The organism is Streptomyces sp. NPDC043680, from assembly GCF_056436685.1.
Genome location: NZ_JBWKCE010000022.1, coordinates 68,527 through 85,532 on the forward strand (window position 1 = coordinate 68,527; position 17,006 = coordinate 85,532).

The 17,006-nt window shown below is 68.3% G+C and carries 13 protein-coding genes; 5 read left to right on the forward strand and 8 right to left on the reverse strand.

Translation table 11 applies throughout. The features are described 5' to 3' along the window. Positions 1-155: 155 nt before the first annotated feature. The gene (locus AC0666_RS30005; protein ID WP_478708738.1) at positions 156-4,139 is read left to right on the forward strand and encodes a polymorphic toxin-type HINT domain-containing protein; all 3,984 of its coding nucleotides are present in this window, start codon (positions 156-158) and stop codon (positions 4,137-4,139) included. After that, a complete protein-coding gene (locus AC0666_RS30010; protein WP_478708739.1) occupies positions 4,136-4,624 on the forward strand; it encodes a CDI toxin immunity protein in 489 nt (162 codons plus the stop codon). The genes AC0666_RS30005 and AC0666_RS30010 overlap by 4 nt, the downstream gene beginning before the upstream one ends. A gap of 439 nt (positions 4,625-5,063) precedes the next feature. Here the strand turns inward: AC0666_RS30010 and AC0666_RS30015 are convergent, their stop codons facing one another. The 8 genes from AC0666_RS30015 to AC0666_RS30050 all read right to left on the reverse strand — a co-directional run bounded on the left by AC0666_RS30015 (position 5,064) and on the right by AC0666_RS30050 (position 14,017). After that, entirely contained in the window at positions 5,064-5,534 is a 471-nt protein-coding gene (locus tag AC0666_RS30015) for an AfsR/SARP family transcriptional regulator (protein WP_478708740.1), read from the reverse strand. A 649-nt stretch (positions 5,535-6,183) separates the two neighbouring features. Further along, a complete protein-coding gene (locus AC0666_RS30020; RefSeq protein ID WP_478708741.1) occupies positions 6,184-6,423 on the reverse strand; it encodes a hypothetical protein in 240 nt (79 codons plus the stop codon). 26 nt (positions 6,424-6,449) lie between these two features. Continuing rightward, positions 6,450-11,108 carry a putative T7SS-secreted protein gene (locus tag AC0666_RS30025; protein ID WP_478708742.1) on the reverse strand — a complete coding sequence of 1,553 codons (4,659 nt, stop codon included), beginning with the start codon at positions 11,106-11,108 and terminating at the stop codon, positions 6,450-6,452. Next, positions 11,108-11,671, reverse strand: a complete 564-nt coding sequence (locus AC0666_RS30030) for a hypothetical protein (RefSeq protein WP_478708743.1) — start codon at positions 11,669-11,671, stop codon at positions 11,108-11,110. Before AC0666_RS30030 ends, AC0666_RS30025 begins: the two co-directional genes overlap by 1 nt. After that, the gene (locus AC0666_RS30035) at positions 11,671-12,093 is read right to left on the reverse strand and encodes a hypothetical protein (RefSeq protein ID WP_478708744.1); all 423 of its coding nucleotides are present in this window, start codon (positions 12,091-12,093) and stop codon (positions 11,671-11,673) included. Before AC0666_RS30035 ends, AC0666_RS30030 begins: the two co-directional genes overlap by 1 nt. Before the next feature lie 884 nt (positions 12,094-12,977). Then, a complete protein-coding gene (locus AC0666_RS30040; protein ID WP_478708745.1) occupies positions 12,978-13,268 on the reverse strand; it encodes an AAA domain-containing protein in 291 nt (96 codons plus the stop codon). Beyond that, positions 13,256-13,801: a hypothetical protein gene (locus AC0666_RS30045; RefSeq protein ID WP_478708746.1), complete on the reverse strand. Its 546-nt coding sequence runs from the start codon at positions 13,799-13,801 to the stop codon at positions 13,256-13,258. The genes AC0666_RS30040 and AC0666_RS30045 overlap by 13 nt, the downstream gene beginning before the upstream one ends. Before the next feature lie 36 nt (positions 13,802-13,837). After that, positions 13,838-14,017 (reverse strand): hypothetical protein, encoded by a 180-nt coding sequence (locus AC0666_RS30050; RefSeq protein WP_478708747.1) that lies wholly within the window; start codon positions 14,015-14,017, stop codon positions 13,838-13,840. Between the two features lie 30 nt (positions 14,018-14,047). Here AC0666_RS30050 and AC0666_RS30055 point away from each other — a divergent pair, with 30 nt between their 5' ends. The 3 genes from AC0666_RS30055 (at position 14,048) to AC0666_RS30065 (ending at position 16,906) form a co-directional block, all read left to right on the forward strand. Continuing rightward, entirely contained in the window at positions 14,048-14,227 is a 180-nt protein-coding gene (locus tag AC0666_RS30055) for a hypothetical protein (RefSeq protein WP_478708748.1), read from the forward strand. Positions 14,228-14,781: 554 nt separating this feature from the next. Continuing rightward, positions 14,782-15,864 carry a hypothetical protein gene (locus AC0666_RS30060; protein ID WP_478708749.1) on the forward strand — a complete coding sequence of 361 codons (1,083 nt, stop codon included), beginning with the start codon at positions 14,782-14,784 and terminating at the stop codon, positions 15,862-15,864. Positions 15,865-16,195: 331 nt separating this feature from the next. Then, a complete protein-coding gene (locus AC0666_RS30065; RefSeq protein ID WP_468973984.1) occupies positions 16,196-16,906 on the forward strand; it encodes a ricin-type beta-trefoil lectin domain protein in 711 nt (236 codons plus the stop codon). Positions 16,907-17,006 lie beyond the last annotated feature (100 nt).

A 17,006-nucleotide genomic window follows, 5' to 3' on the forward strand; every position in this document is an offset into this window, starting at 1 on the left:
GGTGTCCAGATAGCTGTACGATCATGCGGCTCCAAGTCGGCCGTTCTTAGAGCGAACGCCGGCTTGTGGAGCGGCTACGCAAGCCGGCGGCGCGCCTATCTTTGGCGAATTCCAGCCTTGCGTGCCTTGACCACTTCCAGTCTTAGGGGGCTGCCGTGAAACGGCGCATACGCTTCCGAACCTCCGGTTCGGGAGTACTCAAGCACGTCTCTGCGCGCAAACGCGCATTGAACGCATTGCTAGCCACTGGTTTGCTGTCTGGTCTGCTCGGGGTACCCGCCGCTACGGCGGCCGAGTCTTCTGCGCCGGTTTCAGCGGGTGTGCGTGCCCAGGTTGTCGATCTCTGGGAGACCGGCGGGGCCGGTATCAAGGAGGCGGCTGAGCAGGCTCTACTGGGTGGCGACGATGCGATCCGGAAGTTCCTGGACGAGGCCCCGGTCATCCAGCACGACGACAACCGCGTTGATGCGGCTCGGCTGATGTCGACGAGTGGCCCGGGGGTTCGTGAGGCCATCAAGGAGGCTTGGGGTAAGCCTCCGGCTGAACTGCAGGAGCTTCTCGACTATGGCCTCAGTTACCCCCTGGACGAGGATCGAAAGGTCGACATCGCTCGCATCGTCGGCATGGGTGGACCCGGCGTCCGTGATGCGGGCAAAGCCGCCCTGCAGGGCACGTTCACGGACCGTGAGAAGTTTCTTGCCTCGGGCCAGTACGAAGCCCGCAAGGACGACAACCGAGTGGACGTCGCCCGGCTGACGAGTACTGGTGGTCCGAATGTGAAGGCGGCGGCGAAGGTCGCGCTGAAGGGCACCCCGGAAGACATGGTTGAGTTCCTGGAGGTCGGGCAGTTCGTCGCCCGAAACCGGGATCAGGAATACGCGACCATCGCGGATTTGACCGAGCAGGCGAAGGCGGCCGGCAAGCAGGCCGATGAGGCCACCAAGGCCGCTCAGGAGTCTTCGGAGAAGGCGATCGACGCCTCGGAGAAAGCCAAGGAGCTTGCGAAGAAGGCCGCGCAGGAGACCGCAGCTGCCAAGAACGACTCCCAGCGTGCGGCTGTGAAGGCCAAGCAGGCGGCCGACGCCGCTCGTGCGGCCGCCTCGGCGGCTCAGGAGGCCATAGGTTCGGCGAACGCGGCCAATCGTGCCGCGCGTCGTGCCGCGTTGGCTGCGATGCAGACCGCGTCGGCTGCGGCGGCCGCGGAGGACGCGGCGAACACGGCATACAACGCGGCGATAGCCGCTGCCGGCAATGCGGGTCAGGCGGAAGCAGCACGTCAGTCCGCGGCCAACGCGCGGGCCGCGGCACAGGCCGCGACAGAGTCGGCGAAGGCCGCCGACCAGGCAGGCAAGGCCTCCGCCGCTGCGGGTCTCGCTTCGAAGGCGGCCAAGGGAGCCTCGGCAAATGCCAAGGACGCCGCCGATGCGGCCGACGAAGCCAACCGTTATGCGGACGCGGCCGGAGGGCACTCGTCCGAGGCCCGCCAGGCCGCGGCTGAGGCGCGTCGTCACGCGAACGCCGCTGATTCTGCGGCCGACCGTTCCGCCGCTTTGGCGCAGCGCGCGGCGAATGCTGCCTATGGGGCACGTGACGCGGCGAACAGCGCCGCCACCCACGCCAACAACGCCGCTGACTATGCAGAAGAGGCGGCCCGCCAGGCAGGGATCGCCGCAGCCTACGCGGCACAGGCACAGAAGAACGCCGACGCGGCGAAGACGGCCGCTGAAGCAGCGGTGGCAGCGGTGAAGAAGGCGAAGGAGACCTTCGATCTCACTCGTGAGGCCGAGGCAGCCGACCTGCAGAGCCGTACCGACGCGGCCATCGAGCGCGCCCGGTCGATCAAGGCCGGCAGCGACGCCCAGATCTCCGCCGCGGCCTCAACGCAGGTCCAGGCTCTCACCCTGAACGACACGGCCACCACGCTGGCTCAAGAGGCCGCCCGCCCTGATGTGGACGTCAAGGCGACCGCAGCCAAGGGCCGTCAGCTCGCCATGCAGGCTATGAAACTGCTGGGCTCTTGGCACAAGGAAGCCGCCGCCCGCGCGCTCGCAGGTACTGACCAGGACGTCCTGGACTACCTGCGCACCCGTTGGAAAGAAGCTGGCCAACAGGACGTACGTCAGCGTGTTGTCCAGCTGAGCGCTCAGAGCCCCTACGCCTCCGTCCGCACCGCGGCTACCGAGGCCCTCAAGGGCACCCCCGAACAGATCGAGGTCTTCTACAGCAGCGGTCAGTACACGGCCGCCACTGACGACATGAAGGTCGACGTTGCCCGGCTCACCAACACCGGCGGACCCAGCGTCAAGGAAGCAGCCAAGAAGGCCCTCGCCAACGGCAGCGGCAAGGCCCTGGCCACCTTCCTCCAGGTCACCCAGTACGGCGAACGCGTCACCGACGAGAAGGTCATCGCCGCCACTCTGACCAACACCGGCGGTCCCGAGGTCAAGGCCGCCGCCAAGGTCGCCCTCGTCGGATCACCGGACCTCCTGCACGAGTTCGTCAGCACCGGCCAATACATGGCCCAGCGCAAGGACGACCTGGCCACCAACCACATCAACCTCGTCGAACGACTGCTGGCCGAGGGCCAGCAGGTCGCTGCCAAGGCGATGGAGAACCGCTGGCGCGCCGCCGAAGCAGCAGCCAAGGCTCAAACGGCCAAGGCAGAAGCAGACGCCGCCGCCGACGAGGCCAAGAAGTCCGCCACGGCCGCCACCCAGTACGCGGCCAATGCCAAGGCATCCGCCGATGCCGCCACCACCTCCGCGGCCAACGCGGCAAAGTCCGCCACCACCGCCCGTAACGCCGCCAACCGTGCAGAACAAGACGCCACCGCTGCCGAAAACTCCGCAGCCCAGGCCAGCTTCTCTGCCGCCTACGCACGCCAGTCCGCAGAACAGGCCAACGCCTCCGCCAGCAAGGCGCGGGACGCAGCCATCGCTGCCGGCAAAAGCAAGGAAGCTGCCGAAGGTGAGGCCAAGGAAGCCTGGAAGGCCGTCCTGGTCCTGCGGGAAAAGGAACAAGCCGAAGCCCTCCGCCGAGCCGAAGAGCAACGCAAGCAGCAGCAGCAGACCAAGCCCAAGAGGATCTGCGTTCCCCACCCCACCCGCGAGACGATGGCGCCGATCATGGCGTGTGCCCAGGACCCCGGGAACTCCATCATCCAGTTCCCCATCGATCCGGTTCTCAATGCGATCGTCTGGGAGGTCACGGGACTCAACGACATCAAGGCATGCATCAACGAGCCAACACTCCTCGGCTGCACCATGGCCGCCGTCGGTGTTCTGCCGGTCGGCAAGTTCAAGCTCCTGACGAAGCTGGACGACGGCGTCGAGATCGTGCAGGACGCACGCCAAGGGCGGCGAGCCGTCGAATGCCTGGTCTCCTCGGTTCCCCACAGCTTCCCCGCGGGGACCAGGGTCCTCATGGCGGACGGATCCGATAAATCCATCGAGCAAATCCAAGTCGGTGACCTCGTCGTCGCCGCCGATGCTGCCACTGGCGAAAGCGGATCTCGCAGCGTCACCCGGACCATCCACACACCCGATGACCGGAACTTCACCGACATCACCCTCGCAGACGGCTCCGCCGTCACCTCCACTGATGGTCACCCCTACTGGGCTGAGAACCGTCAGCATTGGATCGAAGCAAGGGATCTGCGAGCCGGTGACACCCTGCGGGCGCCCAGCGGAGATGCCGTCAAGATCGGCGCTACTCACGACTGGACCGGTCTGCGATCGGCTTATGACCTCACTGTGGACGACCTCCACACGTACTTCGTGCTCGCTGGCACCACACCGGTCCTCGTTCACAACTCCACACCGTGTGAAATCGTCCTTGACACGTTCAACAGCTATGAGCCGGCTCGTAACAAGGCGCTCGAGCTGCTGGGGGAGATCGATCAGACGACGCGAGTTCCCTACGTCAGCCGTATGGAGGCCGCCACAAGCACGTATGGCAAGGTGGTAGGGTTCACGACCCGTGTAAACGGGGAGTTCAAGCGGTTCCGTATGGACTGGGACCCGGAGAAGGGGCCCCACATCAATGTGGAAGTCGGCAAGGGTGAGTCTCGACGGAAGTGGGCGGTCCCGTGGAAGGGAACGGAAGCGGAGTTCATGAAGCTTCTGGACAGCATCCAATGAGCCTGCAAGATCTCTACGGTACAAGGCCTGATCTGCTGCCACCGTCCATGGTCAAAATGGCCCGCGTCGATGGTGCGCACGGTCCGCGTCGGCAATGGATAGGACGAGCCGATGTGGTTTTGCTGAGCCTCCAAACCCATCAGCGATACGAGAGCGAAATCCTGGCGAGCTATCCACGTAATGCCGATGGCTCCATCAATTGGACCGGAGCGCAGACTGATGTCCTGGCTTGCTTCGAAGAGGCAGACTTTCGCACAGTGAACGAGGCGATCCATCATTTCATGCCATTGGACGGGGATCTAATCGTCATGTGGGGAAGCGTCGTCATGCCTAGCCTGAGGTTGAGCAAAACGACTCTCCTCTCGTCGACGTCCGAAATACTCGAAGTCAGCCCCGATTTCTGGATCTACTCCGCCCAAGACCAGATTCTCATGGAAATGTCGTTCTCAGGTGTGTTGACCGTGGCAAACGTGCGACTGGGATAGCAGCAAGCGGCAAGACTCGGCAAGGAGTGCAGTCAGACCCGTTTGAAATTGTGCGGCGGGGTGAGGTCGTAGAGACTTCACCCCGCCTCGCTATAGCTGATCCCTGGGGGCATTTGGGTCGATTGCACTTGGAGGACCAGGTTCTGCCCGTCGGTGACGGGGGCGCCGGTTTGGCAGGATTGCCGGTTTCAGTGAAAGTGCTTACTAACGGCCCGACTAAAGTCCCAGGTCGCGGAGCCTTCTCCCCGCACACGCGGGGATGAACTCGGCTTGACCGACCGGTTCAGTCGCATCTCAACCGGCGAGAAGATCCGCCGGCTCGTGGGAGTTGTCGCCGTCGATGGAGCTTCGCGGCATGGCGGCCTCTGCAGGTCCAGGTCTGGCCGACTGGGTGGAGTACCGGGCTTGCCCCGGCTTGCGGCGTGTTCGCCGGGCCTCTTCACGGAGGTCGCGGGCCGTCCGCTCCGACTACTGAGGCGGCACGGCGGGTCTGAAGCGTACGGCCGCGCTCCTCACGAAGCGGGGAAGGCGTGTGCCGGCGTTCGCCGCCCGACTGGAGCAGGCGGGCGAACAGGGCCGAGGGCGGTACGCCCAACTCCTCGTGCAGCAGGCGCCGGAAGGCGACGTAGTGACGCACCGCCTCGTGCACGTTCCCCTCCGCCAGATGCGCGGCGACGACCGCTCGGTGCGCGCTTTCCCGCAACGGTTCCGTCCGCACGCTCGTCAGGGCGGTCTCCAGGGCGAGTGCGTGCTGACCTTCCCGGGCCAGGCCGTTTGCCAGCGCGTCGAGTGCATGCAGGCGCAACTGCCGCAGCCGTTCCCGTTCGAGCAGCACCCAGTCCTCGTCCCAGCCGGGCAGCAGTTCCCCGTCGCCGAACAGGACCGCCGGCACCGCCTCCACGCTGGCCACCCCCAATGCCCCCCGGCGACCGCACCACACGCAGCGCCGTGTCGGCGAGCACGCGGGCGTCCACGGTCACGGAGTCGACGAGCGAGACCGTGTTCCTGCAGCAGATGACCAGTCTCCGGTCGCCATGGGGAAGCGTGCACAGTGCGCTGCGCAGGCTGCCCCTGGCGCGCGCCTCGGTGGCCTCCGGCCACAGCGTGCCCGCGAGGACCGTCCGGCTGACGCACGAGCGCAGTCCCACGAGTGCCAGCAGGCGTTGCGCGTTCCCGGACAGGTTCACCGCCTCCGCGCCGTACGTCAGCAGGAACTGACCCAGCAGCCGCAGGTGGGGAGAGGAGGCTGATGTCGAGCGGTCCATCGTTCCTCTCACAGGGTGGATAGGGGCGCTTCACGGCGCCGTGTAGCGAAACTCCGGTCCGTAGTTCTTGCTGCCGTCGGGCACCACGCGATTCATCAGCTCCCGAGCGGGTGACAGCAGCGCGAACATCTTCTGCACGGCCTTGTCCAGAAGCGCCGTGGCCTCGTCCTCGTCGTCCTGCTTCCACGCCTGCTCGAGCAGTTGTCGTGGTATTTGTCGCCGTCCTGCTCCCTGCGTGCGCGGGGATGACTCCCGATTGCCGTTGACGACCGCAGACTCCCTGACGGGCTCCGGCTATGCCTCCCCGCGGAGGCGTCGGGCGATGTCGATGTCGTCCTGCAGTGCGCTGAGTCGGGGGTACGGCTCGCGGGTGGGGTCCAGGACGCAGACGTGGAGCTTGTCGCCCGCGCGGGGCGGCGCCACGCTCGCGTCCCACCAGGACGGGTGCTTCACCTGGTCGATGAAGCCGAATACGTCCTCGTGGCCGTCCACCTCGACCTTCGCGCCCACGGGCGCGACCGCAACGACTGTCACATCGAGTTCCTGGTGGTCGTGGAATCTCAACTCGGTCCTCCATAGACGTCGACCCAGCTGCGCCGCTGCGTCAGCTCGTTGAACCGGTCGAGCTTTTCCACCGGTATCTCGAATTCGAGCCGGACGGCGCCACCCGGCCCGTTCCGGTCGTGGACCTTCACGTGGTCCACGAATTCTTCGAGGAATTTCGGGTGCATTTCGTACTTGACCATGCCCTTGGCGAAGTTCGCTCCGGTCGGCCCAGCGTACTCGGCGGCCACTGCCCGTTCGCCGAAGTAGATCTTGCCGTCGGAGATGATGCCGCCGCCGATGTCCACCCCCGGCTGGTGGTTGGCAGGGTTCGGCCCGTGGTTCAGTTCGTACTGGGCGTGGGCACCCTTCGGCGTGCGGTAGATCGGGACGTAGTCCGGGGCCAGGCCGAGGTAGTCCGTCCACGCATGCGGGTTGGCCACATAGGTGAAGGGGTTCGGCGCGGGGGTGAGGCCGAGGGGGTCCGAGGTGAGGTAGCGGGCGTTCTCGGGGTCGTAGTGGCGGAAGTGGTTGTAGTGCAGGCCCGTCTCCGGGTCGGCGTACTGGCCCGGGAAGCGCAGCGGTGTGTAAGCGGTGCTGTTCGCCGCCCACGTGGTGAGGCCCCACAGCGTGGAGCGGGTGTGCCAGGCCACGTCGCCGGACTCGTCGACCAGCTCGGTGGGAGCCCCGACCAGGTCGGTGACGATGGCGAAGAACCGGGAATCGACCTCTTCCTGTGACGCGTCGAGGATGCGTTCGGTCTGGGCGATGGGCCGGATGTCCTCGTGGTCCCAGGTGATGGCTACGACGTGGGGCTGCTCCAGCGAGCTGGTGGTCTGCTCGCACAGCGTGTTTCCGTCCCAGGTGAAATCGATCCGCTCGGCGACGCTTTCGCCGTCCTCCGCCAGGCGGAGCTTGGCCGAGCGGCGACCCAGTGGGTCGTAGAGGTAGCGCCACTGGGTGCCGTCAGGGGTGGTCGCGGAGACGAGGCGGTCCTCGGCGTCCCACACGTAGCGCCATACGTCCGGTTTCCGGGAGGGACGGGTCTTGCGGCGCACGGTGACGCGGCCGAGCCGGTCGTGCTCGTAGCGTACGGCCCCGGCGCGGGTGAGGCGGTTGCTGTCGTAGGTGCGCTCGCCGTTCGCCTCGCTGCCGGGGTGCTCTGCCGGCCAGGAGGCGAAGGTCTGGTTCCCCACCTGGTCGTAGGCGTAGGTCTCGGTCCAGCCGGCTGCATGGACCGCGGTGACCCGCCCGGCGGCGTCGAGCTCGTAGTCCCGCCGTCCGCCGGCGGTGTCGTCGACCGCGGTGAGGTGGCCGTCCGCGCGATAGCTGTAGTCGCGGTGCCGCACGCGGGCGCCGGCCGGACCCGTGACCGTCTGGGCCGTGAGGCGTCCGGCGGGGTCGAAGGCATGGGTCAGGACGAGGGAGTCGCCGATCCGCCGCGTCACCTCGCGGCCTGCGGCGTCGTACGTGAAGTCGAAGGAGCGGCCGGAGGCCGTCATCGCCGTGCGGCGCCCGGCAGGGTCGTACGTCCACGTCGTCGTCGCGCCGGTCGGGGTGGTGCGGCTGGTGCGGCGCCCCAGGTCGTCGTAGGTGTAGGTCAGCGTGCGTCCGTCGACGGTCTCCGACAGCAGCCTGCCTTCGCGGTCGCGCAGCAGGGTGACCGTCGTGCCGTCGGGGCCCTGGGCCTCAGCGAGCTGGTCCGTGAGGTCGTAGGCGTACGTGGTGACGCTGCCGTCCGCATCCTTGCGGACGATCTGGTCGAGTGCGTTGCGTTCGAACGTGGTCGTCTGGCCCAGTGCGTTCGTGCGGGAGGCGAGAGCTCCGGTGGGCTCGTACGCGTAGGTGACCGTACGGTCGTCGAAGTCCGTCTCGGAGGTGAGGCGCCCCGCGGGGTCGTAGGTGTAGTTCCAGGTCAGGCCCTGCGGATTGGTGACCTGGGTGAGACGCAGTTCGGCGTCGTGCTGGAAGGTGTGGCGTACGCCATCGGGGCCCGTGCGGGCCGTGAGGACGTCGAACTCGGTGTACTCGAACCGGGTGACCCCGCCGAGCCGGTCGGTGTGGCTGGTGCAGTTCCCCTCGCCGTCCCAGGTCCAGCTTTCGGCGGCGCCGTCCGCGTGGACGCGGTGGGCGAGCCGGCCTTCGACCGTCCACTGCAGATGCGTGGTGGCGCCTGCCGGGTCGGTGATGGTGATCGGGCGACCGAAACCGTCCCGCACGAAGCGTGTGGTGGCGCCGAGCGGGTCCGTGACCTCGACGGGGAGTCCGGCGCGGTCGCAGCGGATGGTGGTCGTGTGGCCGAGGGGATCGGTGACGGAGGTGAGGCCGCCCGCTTCGTTGTAGCCGAGGCGGGTGGTCCTGCCCATCGAGTCGGTGGTCGCGACGCGGTTGCCGCGCTCGTCGTAGGCGTACCGGACCACCTGGCCGTCGGCCCGCTTGATGTGGACGGGCAGGCCGAGCTCGTTGTGCCGGGCCGTGGTGCCTCGCCCGTCGGGACGCAGCACGCTGACCAGGTTGCCGCCGTCGTCATAGCCGTAGGCGGTGGTGCGGCCCAGTGCATCGGTCCGGGCGAGAAGACGGTTGTGGCGGTCGCGGATGTAGTGGGTGGTGTGGCCGAGCGGATCGATGTCGGCCACGATCCTGTACCGGTCGTCGACGAGGTACCGGCGGGTGTGGCCCTCGCCCGTGACGGTCTCGGTCACGCGGTGGCCCGTCGCCTCGTCGACGGCGTCGTAGGCCAGGCGCAGCACCATGTGCCCGTCGCCGCCGCCCTCCGCGACGCAGCGGTCCTGCTCGTCGTACTCGTACGAGTAGGACCGGTCGTTGGTGTCGGTCCAGGAGGTGATGCGGGCGCGGTCGTCGTAGGTGAAGCGCAGCGGCAGACCGGAGGAGTTGACGACCTCCGTGAGATTCCCGTCCGTGTAGCCGTACGCGAGGATGCGCGGGCCGCCGTCGAGGTGGAGGGCGGTGATGCGGCCGTCGGCGGTGTCGAAGCGGAGGCGGTGGCCGGCGGAGTGGGTGATGCCCAGCGGGGTGCCGTGTGCGTCGTACTCGAAGGTGACGAGGTTGCCGTTGCGGTCCTCAAGCTGGGCGATCGGGGCAATGCCGTCCCTGTCCGGGTCGCCGGCAGGCGGGGTGAAGCGGCGGACGTGCCCGGTGTCCGGATCGGTGAGGGTCCAGTCCCCGTCCGGGGTGCGCTCCAGCGGGTGGCGGGGCGCGGAGGCCGACAGCGGTACGACGGCGACGCCGGGAGCCGGATGCGGGTACGCGACGACCAGCCCGTCCTCGGTGACGAGCATGACGCCCTCGGCATCGACCTCCAGGTGCTGGTCGATCGTTGACGTCCATGTGGGGCCGAACCAGCGGCCTGCGGTGTATCCCGACTCGGCGCGGCGGACGAAGGCCAGCGGCAGGGTGCCCGGCAGCACGATGTCGGTCTGCGGCAGGAACATCCGGCCGGTGGCCAGGTCGATCGGGTCGGTGTTGTCGTACCGCTTGGCGACGTCGGGCGTCTCGCTCATGTGCGGACCGTCCGCCGTGTGCCTGGCCCGGGCCGGGCCCTTGACGTCATCCAGGTGTTTGGCAGCGGTGCCGAGCTTCTTGAGGGAGCCCAGGCCCTTGGAGCCGACGAGCTCGGGGATGAGCTTGCCGATGCCTTCGGAGGGGTCCTTCATGAACTCGTCGAGCATCTGCTTGCCCGCCCCCATGGGGTCGTTGGCCATGGTGACCAGGCCCGCAGCGGTGGAGTTGAGGCTGGTCAGGTACTCGGCGGGGTGCGTGATGTTGTAGGGGTCCAGCGGGTTGAGGGCACGAGCGAAGTTGACGATGCCGGCGGTTCCCTTGACGACGCCGCCGACCAGGTGGGTGGTGGCGAGGTCGAGGTAGTCCATGCCGTCGCCGAGCTGCTCGGTGTACGAGGGCTTGGGCGGGGCGGCATCGCGGGCGGCGCGGACGGCTGCGGCGGTGGTCTCGGCGACCTCGTTGCGCTGCTTGCGGGCGTTGTCGAGCTTCTCCTGCGCGGCGTGGGCCATGGAGGTGCCGGGGTCGTGGAAGTCGCCCGGCCTGGGGGGCAGCGTCTCCTTCTTCGCCTCGTAGGCTTCCTTGTATTCCTTGACGAGCTTGTTGTGCGCGGTGCGGGCGTCTTCAGAGGCCTTCTTCGCCTTGTTGTAGTCGTCCAGGGCCTCCTTGGCCTTGCCCTGCGCCCACTCCACGGTCTCGGCGAACCGGTTCATGGCATCGGCGGCCTTGCCGAAGGCGTCGGCGGCCTTGAACCAGCGCGGCGGCTCCTTGGCCACCTTCTCGCGGAAGGTGTCCGCGGTCTTGCCCTTCAGGCCCTCGGGCTGGCTCATGGTCTTCAGACCGTTGCCGACCGACTCGAAGGCCGCCTTGAAGTCGTTCAGGTGCGAAACCTGCGCACGGATCTTGGAGACGCTGCCATAGACCAGCTTCTTGGGGTCCTCGGTCTGGCCGAGCTCCAGCTCGGAGACGTCGGCGCCGAGCTGGTTGGCGGCCGAACGGGATTTGTCGCGGATCCAGTCGCCGGCGTCCTCCAGCCCGACCTCGTCGGCGGCGTCGGCAAGCTTGTCACCGCTCCACTCGACGAAGTCGCCGACCTTCTCGACCCCGTCCTCGACCTTGTCCTCGATCGAGTCCGGTACGAAGTCCCGCCAGCCCATCAGTTACCGCCCCCGTCGCCCTTCGTCTGCTCCAGCAGGTCCTTCAGCGACCCGATCTTCCCCGTCGAGGTCACCGTGTCCTTGGTGTCGGACCAGGTCTGCTTGATGTCCTGACCGCTCTTCTTGAACGACTCGGCGCTGTAGTCCGGCTTGTAGACGTCGGCGCTGAAAATGTCACCCCAGGACTTCTTCTCGATCTCGTCCTCACTGGCGTGCGGGTTCCCGTACGCGGCGTTCGCCACGACCTTGAACGCGCCCTGGACGTACTGGTCCTCCTCCCACATCGTCCCGGCGGCGATGCCGAGATTGCCGGCAAGGGTGGAGGCGTTCTGGATGAGGCTGCGCACGCCCCACTCCCAGCGCTCGCAGAAGTCCTCGAAGTCCTTCGACAACGCCCCGTGCCCGGTCTCCATCGCGGTCATCGACAGGTTCTCGAACCCCGCCCCCTGCGAGGCCCCGGCCGCATCCCCCGACTCCCGCAGCTCCGAAATCGCCGCCCGCAGACCCTTCTGGATCGCGGCCACCGCCTGCGGGGATACCTCAAGGCCACCATCGCCGGCCATCAGGCCACCTCCCCGGATTCGGTCTCGGCCTGGATATCCACCGCGTATGCGTCGGGGACGATCCCGGCGACGGGCGGGAACAGCATCGACCCGTCCGCGTCGGCCACGTTCACGGCAACCCCGGCCGGGCCGTCCACCTCCGGGACGACCGCATCGACCAGACGCGCACCCAGGATCGCCAGGTAGGGCCATTCGCGGCCGGCTTCCCCGCGGGCCTCGGCGAACCGGGCGAGCGCTTCCTCGTCCGTGAACGCGTAGAACCAGCGGATCCCGCCCGAGAGGGCTGACATCAACCCGCCCTCGGCGTCCGTGGCACCCTCCGTCAGGGGAGCGAGCAGCACAGTCCGCCGGAACTCGCCCACCAGGCGTCTGGGATCCCCGGAACCCGCTCGGTACGCGGCTATCTCTGCGGCCAGTTCCATACTCTGCGTCCCCCTTCAGGGTGATTGACACCCCACAGGGAACATTACCTTGATCGCCAAATCACCTGATTGGGGGTCATGGCCGCCTGCGTGTCGAAACCCGCCGGGTGCCGGCGGCTTGGCAGTAAGCGGCACACGAACCCTCGACAGCAGTTCGGTGATCTGCGCGTTCATCGACGGAGCATGCGTGCTCTCGGCCTGCAGACCGGTCCGGAGCTCATGCGCACCAGCCCTGTCGCCCGGACCGGCTGCGCGCGGAGGCGGTGGAGGCCCTCCGAAACCTCCATGCGGTCAGGGGCGGCTCGCCGAAGGCGATTCCACACGCTCAGCGTCTGTTCGCCATCATCGGATGCTCCTGGCAGGCCGGCGGCCCTGGGCCGCGATCCTTGTCAGCCTCGCCGTCGTCGGCCCGCCACCCGCCTGTGCTGGCTCGGACGTAATGATTTGTCATGAAACACGTTGATTGCCGGATTCGATGGAAGTGCTGAAAAACGGCCCATCGCCCAGATAGAGTCGCAGGTCAGTAAGCCTGCTCCCCGCGCCCGCGGGGATGACCCCTGTCTTTCGATACTGGGGATTTACTGCACGTCCTGCTCCCCGCGCCCGCGGGGATGACCCCACCGAACGAACACCGACCAACCCCTTGCGCCCCTGCTCCCCGCGCCCGCGGGGATGACCCCGCAGCTGACACGGTCGTTGTGCCGGCGGTCATCTACTCCCCGCGCCCGCGGGGATGAGCCGCCTCGGCTCTGGCTTCGTGCTGCTTTTCCCGGATGCCCGCGCGCAGGACGGACCGTTCGCGGACGAGGTTTTGGCGCTACCACCCGGATCCGTGCAGCGCATCCGGCGGTGGTCCGCGGGCTGGGTGTCCCCGTACCAGCCGTCTACGGGCGGTCGCCCTCGCGCTGTGGCTGGCGCCAGGTGTGGGACGGGAGGGACTCCGCCAGGGTGTTGAAGAAGCGCTGGTCCCGCCACGACTCCAAGTTGCCGATCACGAAGAGGCGGCGTTTGGCGCGGCTCACCGCCACGTTGAGGAGGTTCGGGCGGGAGGCGGCCCACGCGCGGGCGCCCGGGCGGCGCGGGTCCGTGCCCAGGACCAGGATGACCACGTCGGCCTCCTTGCCCTGCGTCGTGTGCACCGTACCCACCCGCTCCGCCGGCATCAGGTCCAGCACGCCCGCTTCGCGCCCGCCACCACCTGTCGGAACGGGCTGATCACGAACACCTCCCGCGCCAGGTCCACGCCCTCCTCGCCCAGCCGTTCCAGGATGCGCCGCAGCGCACGGCCCTCCTCCGGGATCCAGCGCCCGTCCGCCTCCGCCCCGGCCACGTCCACCCAGCTGCTCGTCGGCCGGTAGACATACGGCTCGCGCCGCGCCGTCCCCTGGACCATCAGGCCGTCGTAGGCCACCGCGTTGCTGATGGAGAACATCGGGTCGTCGCACCGCCGGTGCACCCGCAGCGGCGAGCCGACCCACACCTCGTGGCGGCCGTCCGGGAGTTCGGCGGGCAGTAGGGTGCCGTAGCGGTTGGCGCGGTCGGCGAGCTGCTGTACCGACGTACGCCCCGGCGCCCACTCCTCCGCGACACCGAAGTCGTCGCGCAGCGCCCGCTGCGCCGTCCACGGCAGCACCACGACCGGCTCCAGCTGCAGCGGGTCGCCGACGACGACCGTACGGCGGGCCCGCCACATGCCGCCCACCGCCATCTGCGGGGTCGCCTGCCCGGCCTCGTCGACGAACAGCTAGCCCAGCGCCTCCGGCCCCAGCCGCCCGAACACCCGGTCCAGCGAAGCGAAGGTGGTCGACACGACGGGCACCACCACGAACAGGCTCTGCCACGCCGCCCGCAGATGAGCCTCGGGCACCGTCTTCGGCACCGACCCGGTGACGGCGTCCATCGCGGCCATCAGGTTGGCGTACATCGTGCGGGCCGTGCACCGCAGGAAGGCCCGGTGGAGTTCGAGGGCCGCGAGGAACACCTCGCTACGCGCCTGCGGACCCTGGCCGACTGGGAAGCGGAGATGATCCCGGCGAACTACGCCCGGCTCAAGGCCGCCCACGCCGCGCGCCCCCACGCGGGCTACGGCTACATCGAAACCCACGACACAGCAGCAACCACCCCGAGCAGCTGACTCATGGCCCTCAGCCGTCCTGTGGGCGGCTGAGGGCCTGCGCCGGAGGGTGAGGGCGGAGACATCGAGTCGTCCGAGAGGGACAGGCACGACGTGCCCGAAGCGGGTTGGTGCTGGGGTGTTATGAAGGCTCAGGCAGGGACACGACTTGTCGCTGATCACTGAAACTGCGCAGTCGTCATGCTCCTGACCTGGGGTTGCGACACCGCGGGTGATTGTCGTTGAGTCGCAGCGGTAGTTGTCATTTCGGGTTGCCGTTGTTTTCGCTGCTCAGGGGTGGGTTTTCTCCTGGTGGTGACATTTTGATGCGGTGTGTTCGGTGTCATCGGCGTGTGTGTTGCTGGTCAGCCGGTTGCGGTGGCTATGGGGTTTGGCGGGCGTCCGGGCCCGGGTCAGTGGCGGCTTCCCGACTTCGCTGTAACCGCGCAGGTCGCGCGTGTTATCCGGGATGCGTCCCGGACGGGCGGGGTGCGAGCATGGCGTATGAGCAGCTTCCTTCCTACCCTCACCGAACGCCGATCGCCGTGGGTCACCTTTACCTCCTCCGCCGATCCTTGGAGTGCTTCGGCCTGACCTCCTACGCCGGGCCCGTCGCCGGGCTGAGCCTCTCGGTGGGGCGCGCCGACGACGAGGACGACGGCGCCGAGCGCGACCCGGACGACCCCGAGCAGTGCGATCTGACCCAGCCGCTGTACCTGATGGCGATGTGCCCGGCCGGGAACGCCACCGTGGACGACTTCGAGGACGGTCTGGCCGACTGTGCCAGCGAGCCGGTCCGCGCGACCGCGCGGCGCCTGGACGCCGGGCTGGGGCGGACTCGGCTGGCCAGGGTGCGGGGCATGGAGGAGCGCTCCACCACGCCGTGCCCGATCTGTGGCGACCGCTACCCCGCCCATCACCTGCTGGGGAACTCGCCGAGCGCCGCGCCGGTGTGCCCCGCGTGCGTCTTCGACGGCGACCAGCCCTACCGCACCGACCTTCCGTACCTCGCCGTCCAGCTTGACCGACTCCTGCACGAAGACCTGTCCGCCCCGGCGGGATGGGACGCGGTCGCGGCCGTCCTCGCGCTGACCTGCGGTGCGAACCTGCGCGCCCGGCTCGACCGCGCGCTGCGCGAGCGAGGCGGCTGGCCGTTCGTGATGGAACGCTGGGGCGAGCCGCTGACCCGCTCCTGGATCTGGCTGTCGCCGCCCTCCGACCGCCACCCGATGTTCCGGCACCTGGGCGCCGGCGCGAACCTGGCCGCACTCGTCGACGCCGTCGACCGCCACGACCCCACCGCGCGCACCGCGGCGAAGGCCCTGTGCCGCGAGGTGGGCGTGCACTGGAGGGACGCGCTGTGGCCGGCCGCGATCGCTTTCGCGGTGCGCTCGGATTCGATCGGGTTCAATCGGGTTCGATCCGAGTGGGCGAGAACCGCGGCATGGTGGTGGCGCGGCACCTGCACTCGTCGCCTCCCGGCGTGGACGGTCGTCCGTTGGTGGACGAAGCAGGCTTGCGGGCCGCGCATCTGGCTGAGATGTGCGAGGCGCACGCGTCGGCCGTGGTCCCAGTTCTCTACCGGCAGGGCCCGCCCGCTGCGGTCGTCCGTCGACTCAAGCACCTCGCGCACACCGTCACGACGGGCCACGACATAGCGGTCCGTCCTTGATGACACGGACCTGCCCGTCCTCGGTGACGGGGTCATGCTCCGAGGCCGGGATCCAGGAGATAGCTCCGGCCCGAGGGCAGCGTCCGTCTGCCCGTCGTGGCCGCGTCCAGCGCGGCGGCGAGCCGCGACTTCCCGCGCCCAGCCGACCCCAGGCGTCCGGCGGTCACTCAGATTGCTTGCACGAAAGGAGGGTTGAGACTGTCGTGAGACTGCGGCGGCCCGTCCGGTCGGTAGCGTCATGCCCGCCGGATCCGGACGGGGAGCACCCCTTCCGGACCGGTACACCTCAGTCACGTCCGTCACTGGAAGGACCGACAATGAAGTTGGCCCGCACATTCGCAGCGGCCCTCATGGCCGTGATCGCGGCCTTGTTCGTGATGCCCTCAGGCGCCACAGCCGCCGCCTTCGCCACCGTGCCCACCACGGACAAGTACTTCACCGGCGAAGGCTGGGGTCCGTACAACCTCGTCCAGCAGATAGCCGTCAACTCGGCCTACGCGCAGGCCGCGGCGGAAGGGTACCCGTCCTCTCTCTGCCACATCACCCAGGGGCCCTCGGAGCCCGTCCCCGTCTGGCAGGGCGGTGACACGTACCAGTCCTTCGTGAAGATCCACTGCTTCCCGCCGCCGCCGGCGGGCTCCGGCCCGATCGTCGCCGTGCCCAACGGCAAGTGCGTGGACGTCAAGGACGGCAGCACCCAGGACGGCGCCATCGTCCAGCTCTACAACTGCCACGGCGGCAACAACCAGATGTGGGTCCTGGAGCCCGACAAGACCATCCGCTCCATGGGCCACTGCCTGGACGTCCAGTACGCCAAGACGGACAACGGCTCGCGCCTCGGCCTGAACTCCTGCCACGGCGCCGCCAACCAGCAGTTCGAGCTGCTGGCCGGCGGCAAGCTGCGCAGCGTCCACTCCGGCAAGTGCGTGGACGTGCTCAGCACCCTCTTCGGCAACCGCCTCGTCATCTGGGACTGCTCCGACGCCCGTCCGTACCAGAACTGGCGCGGCTCGGCCCTCGGCCTCTGAACCTCCGGACGCCCGTGAGCACGGCCCCCGGCCCCCACCGGGGGCCGTGCCTCTGCGTCAGCGGCCCGCCAGAAAACCGCGGTGCGCTCGTGTACCCGTT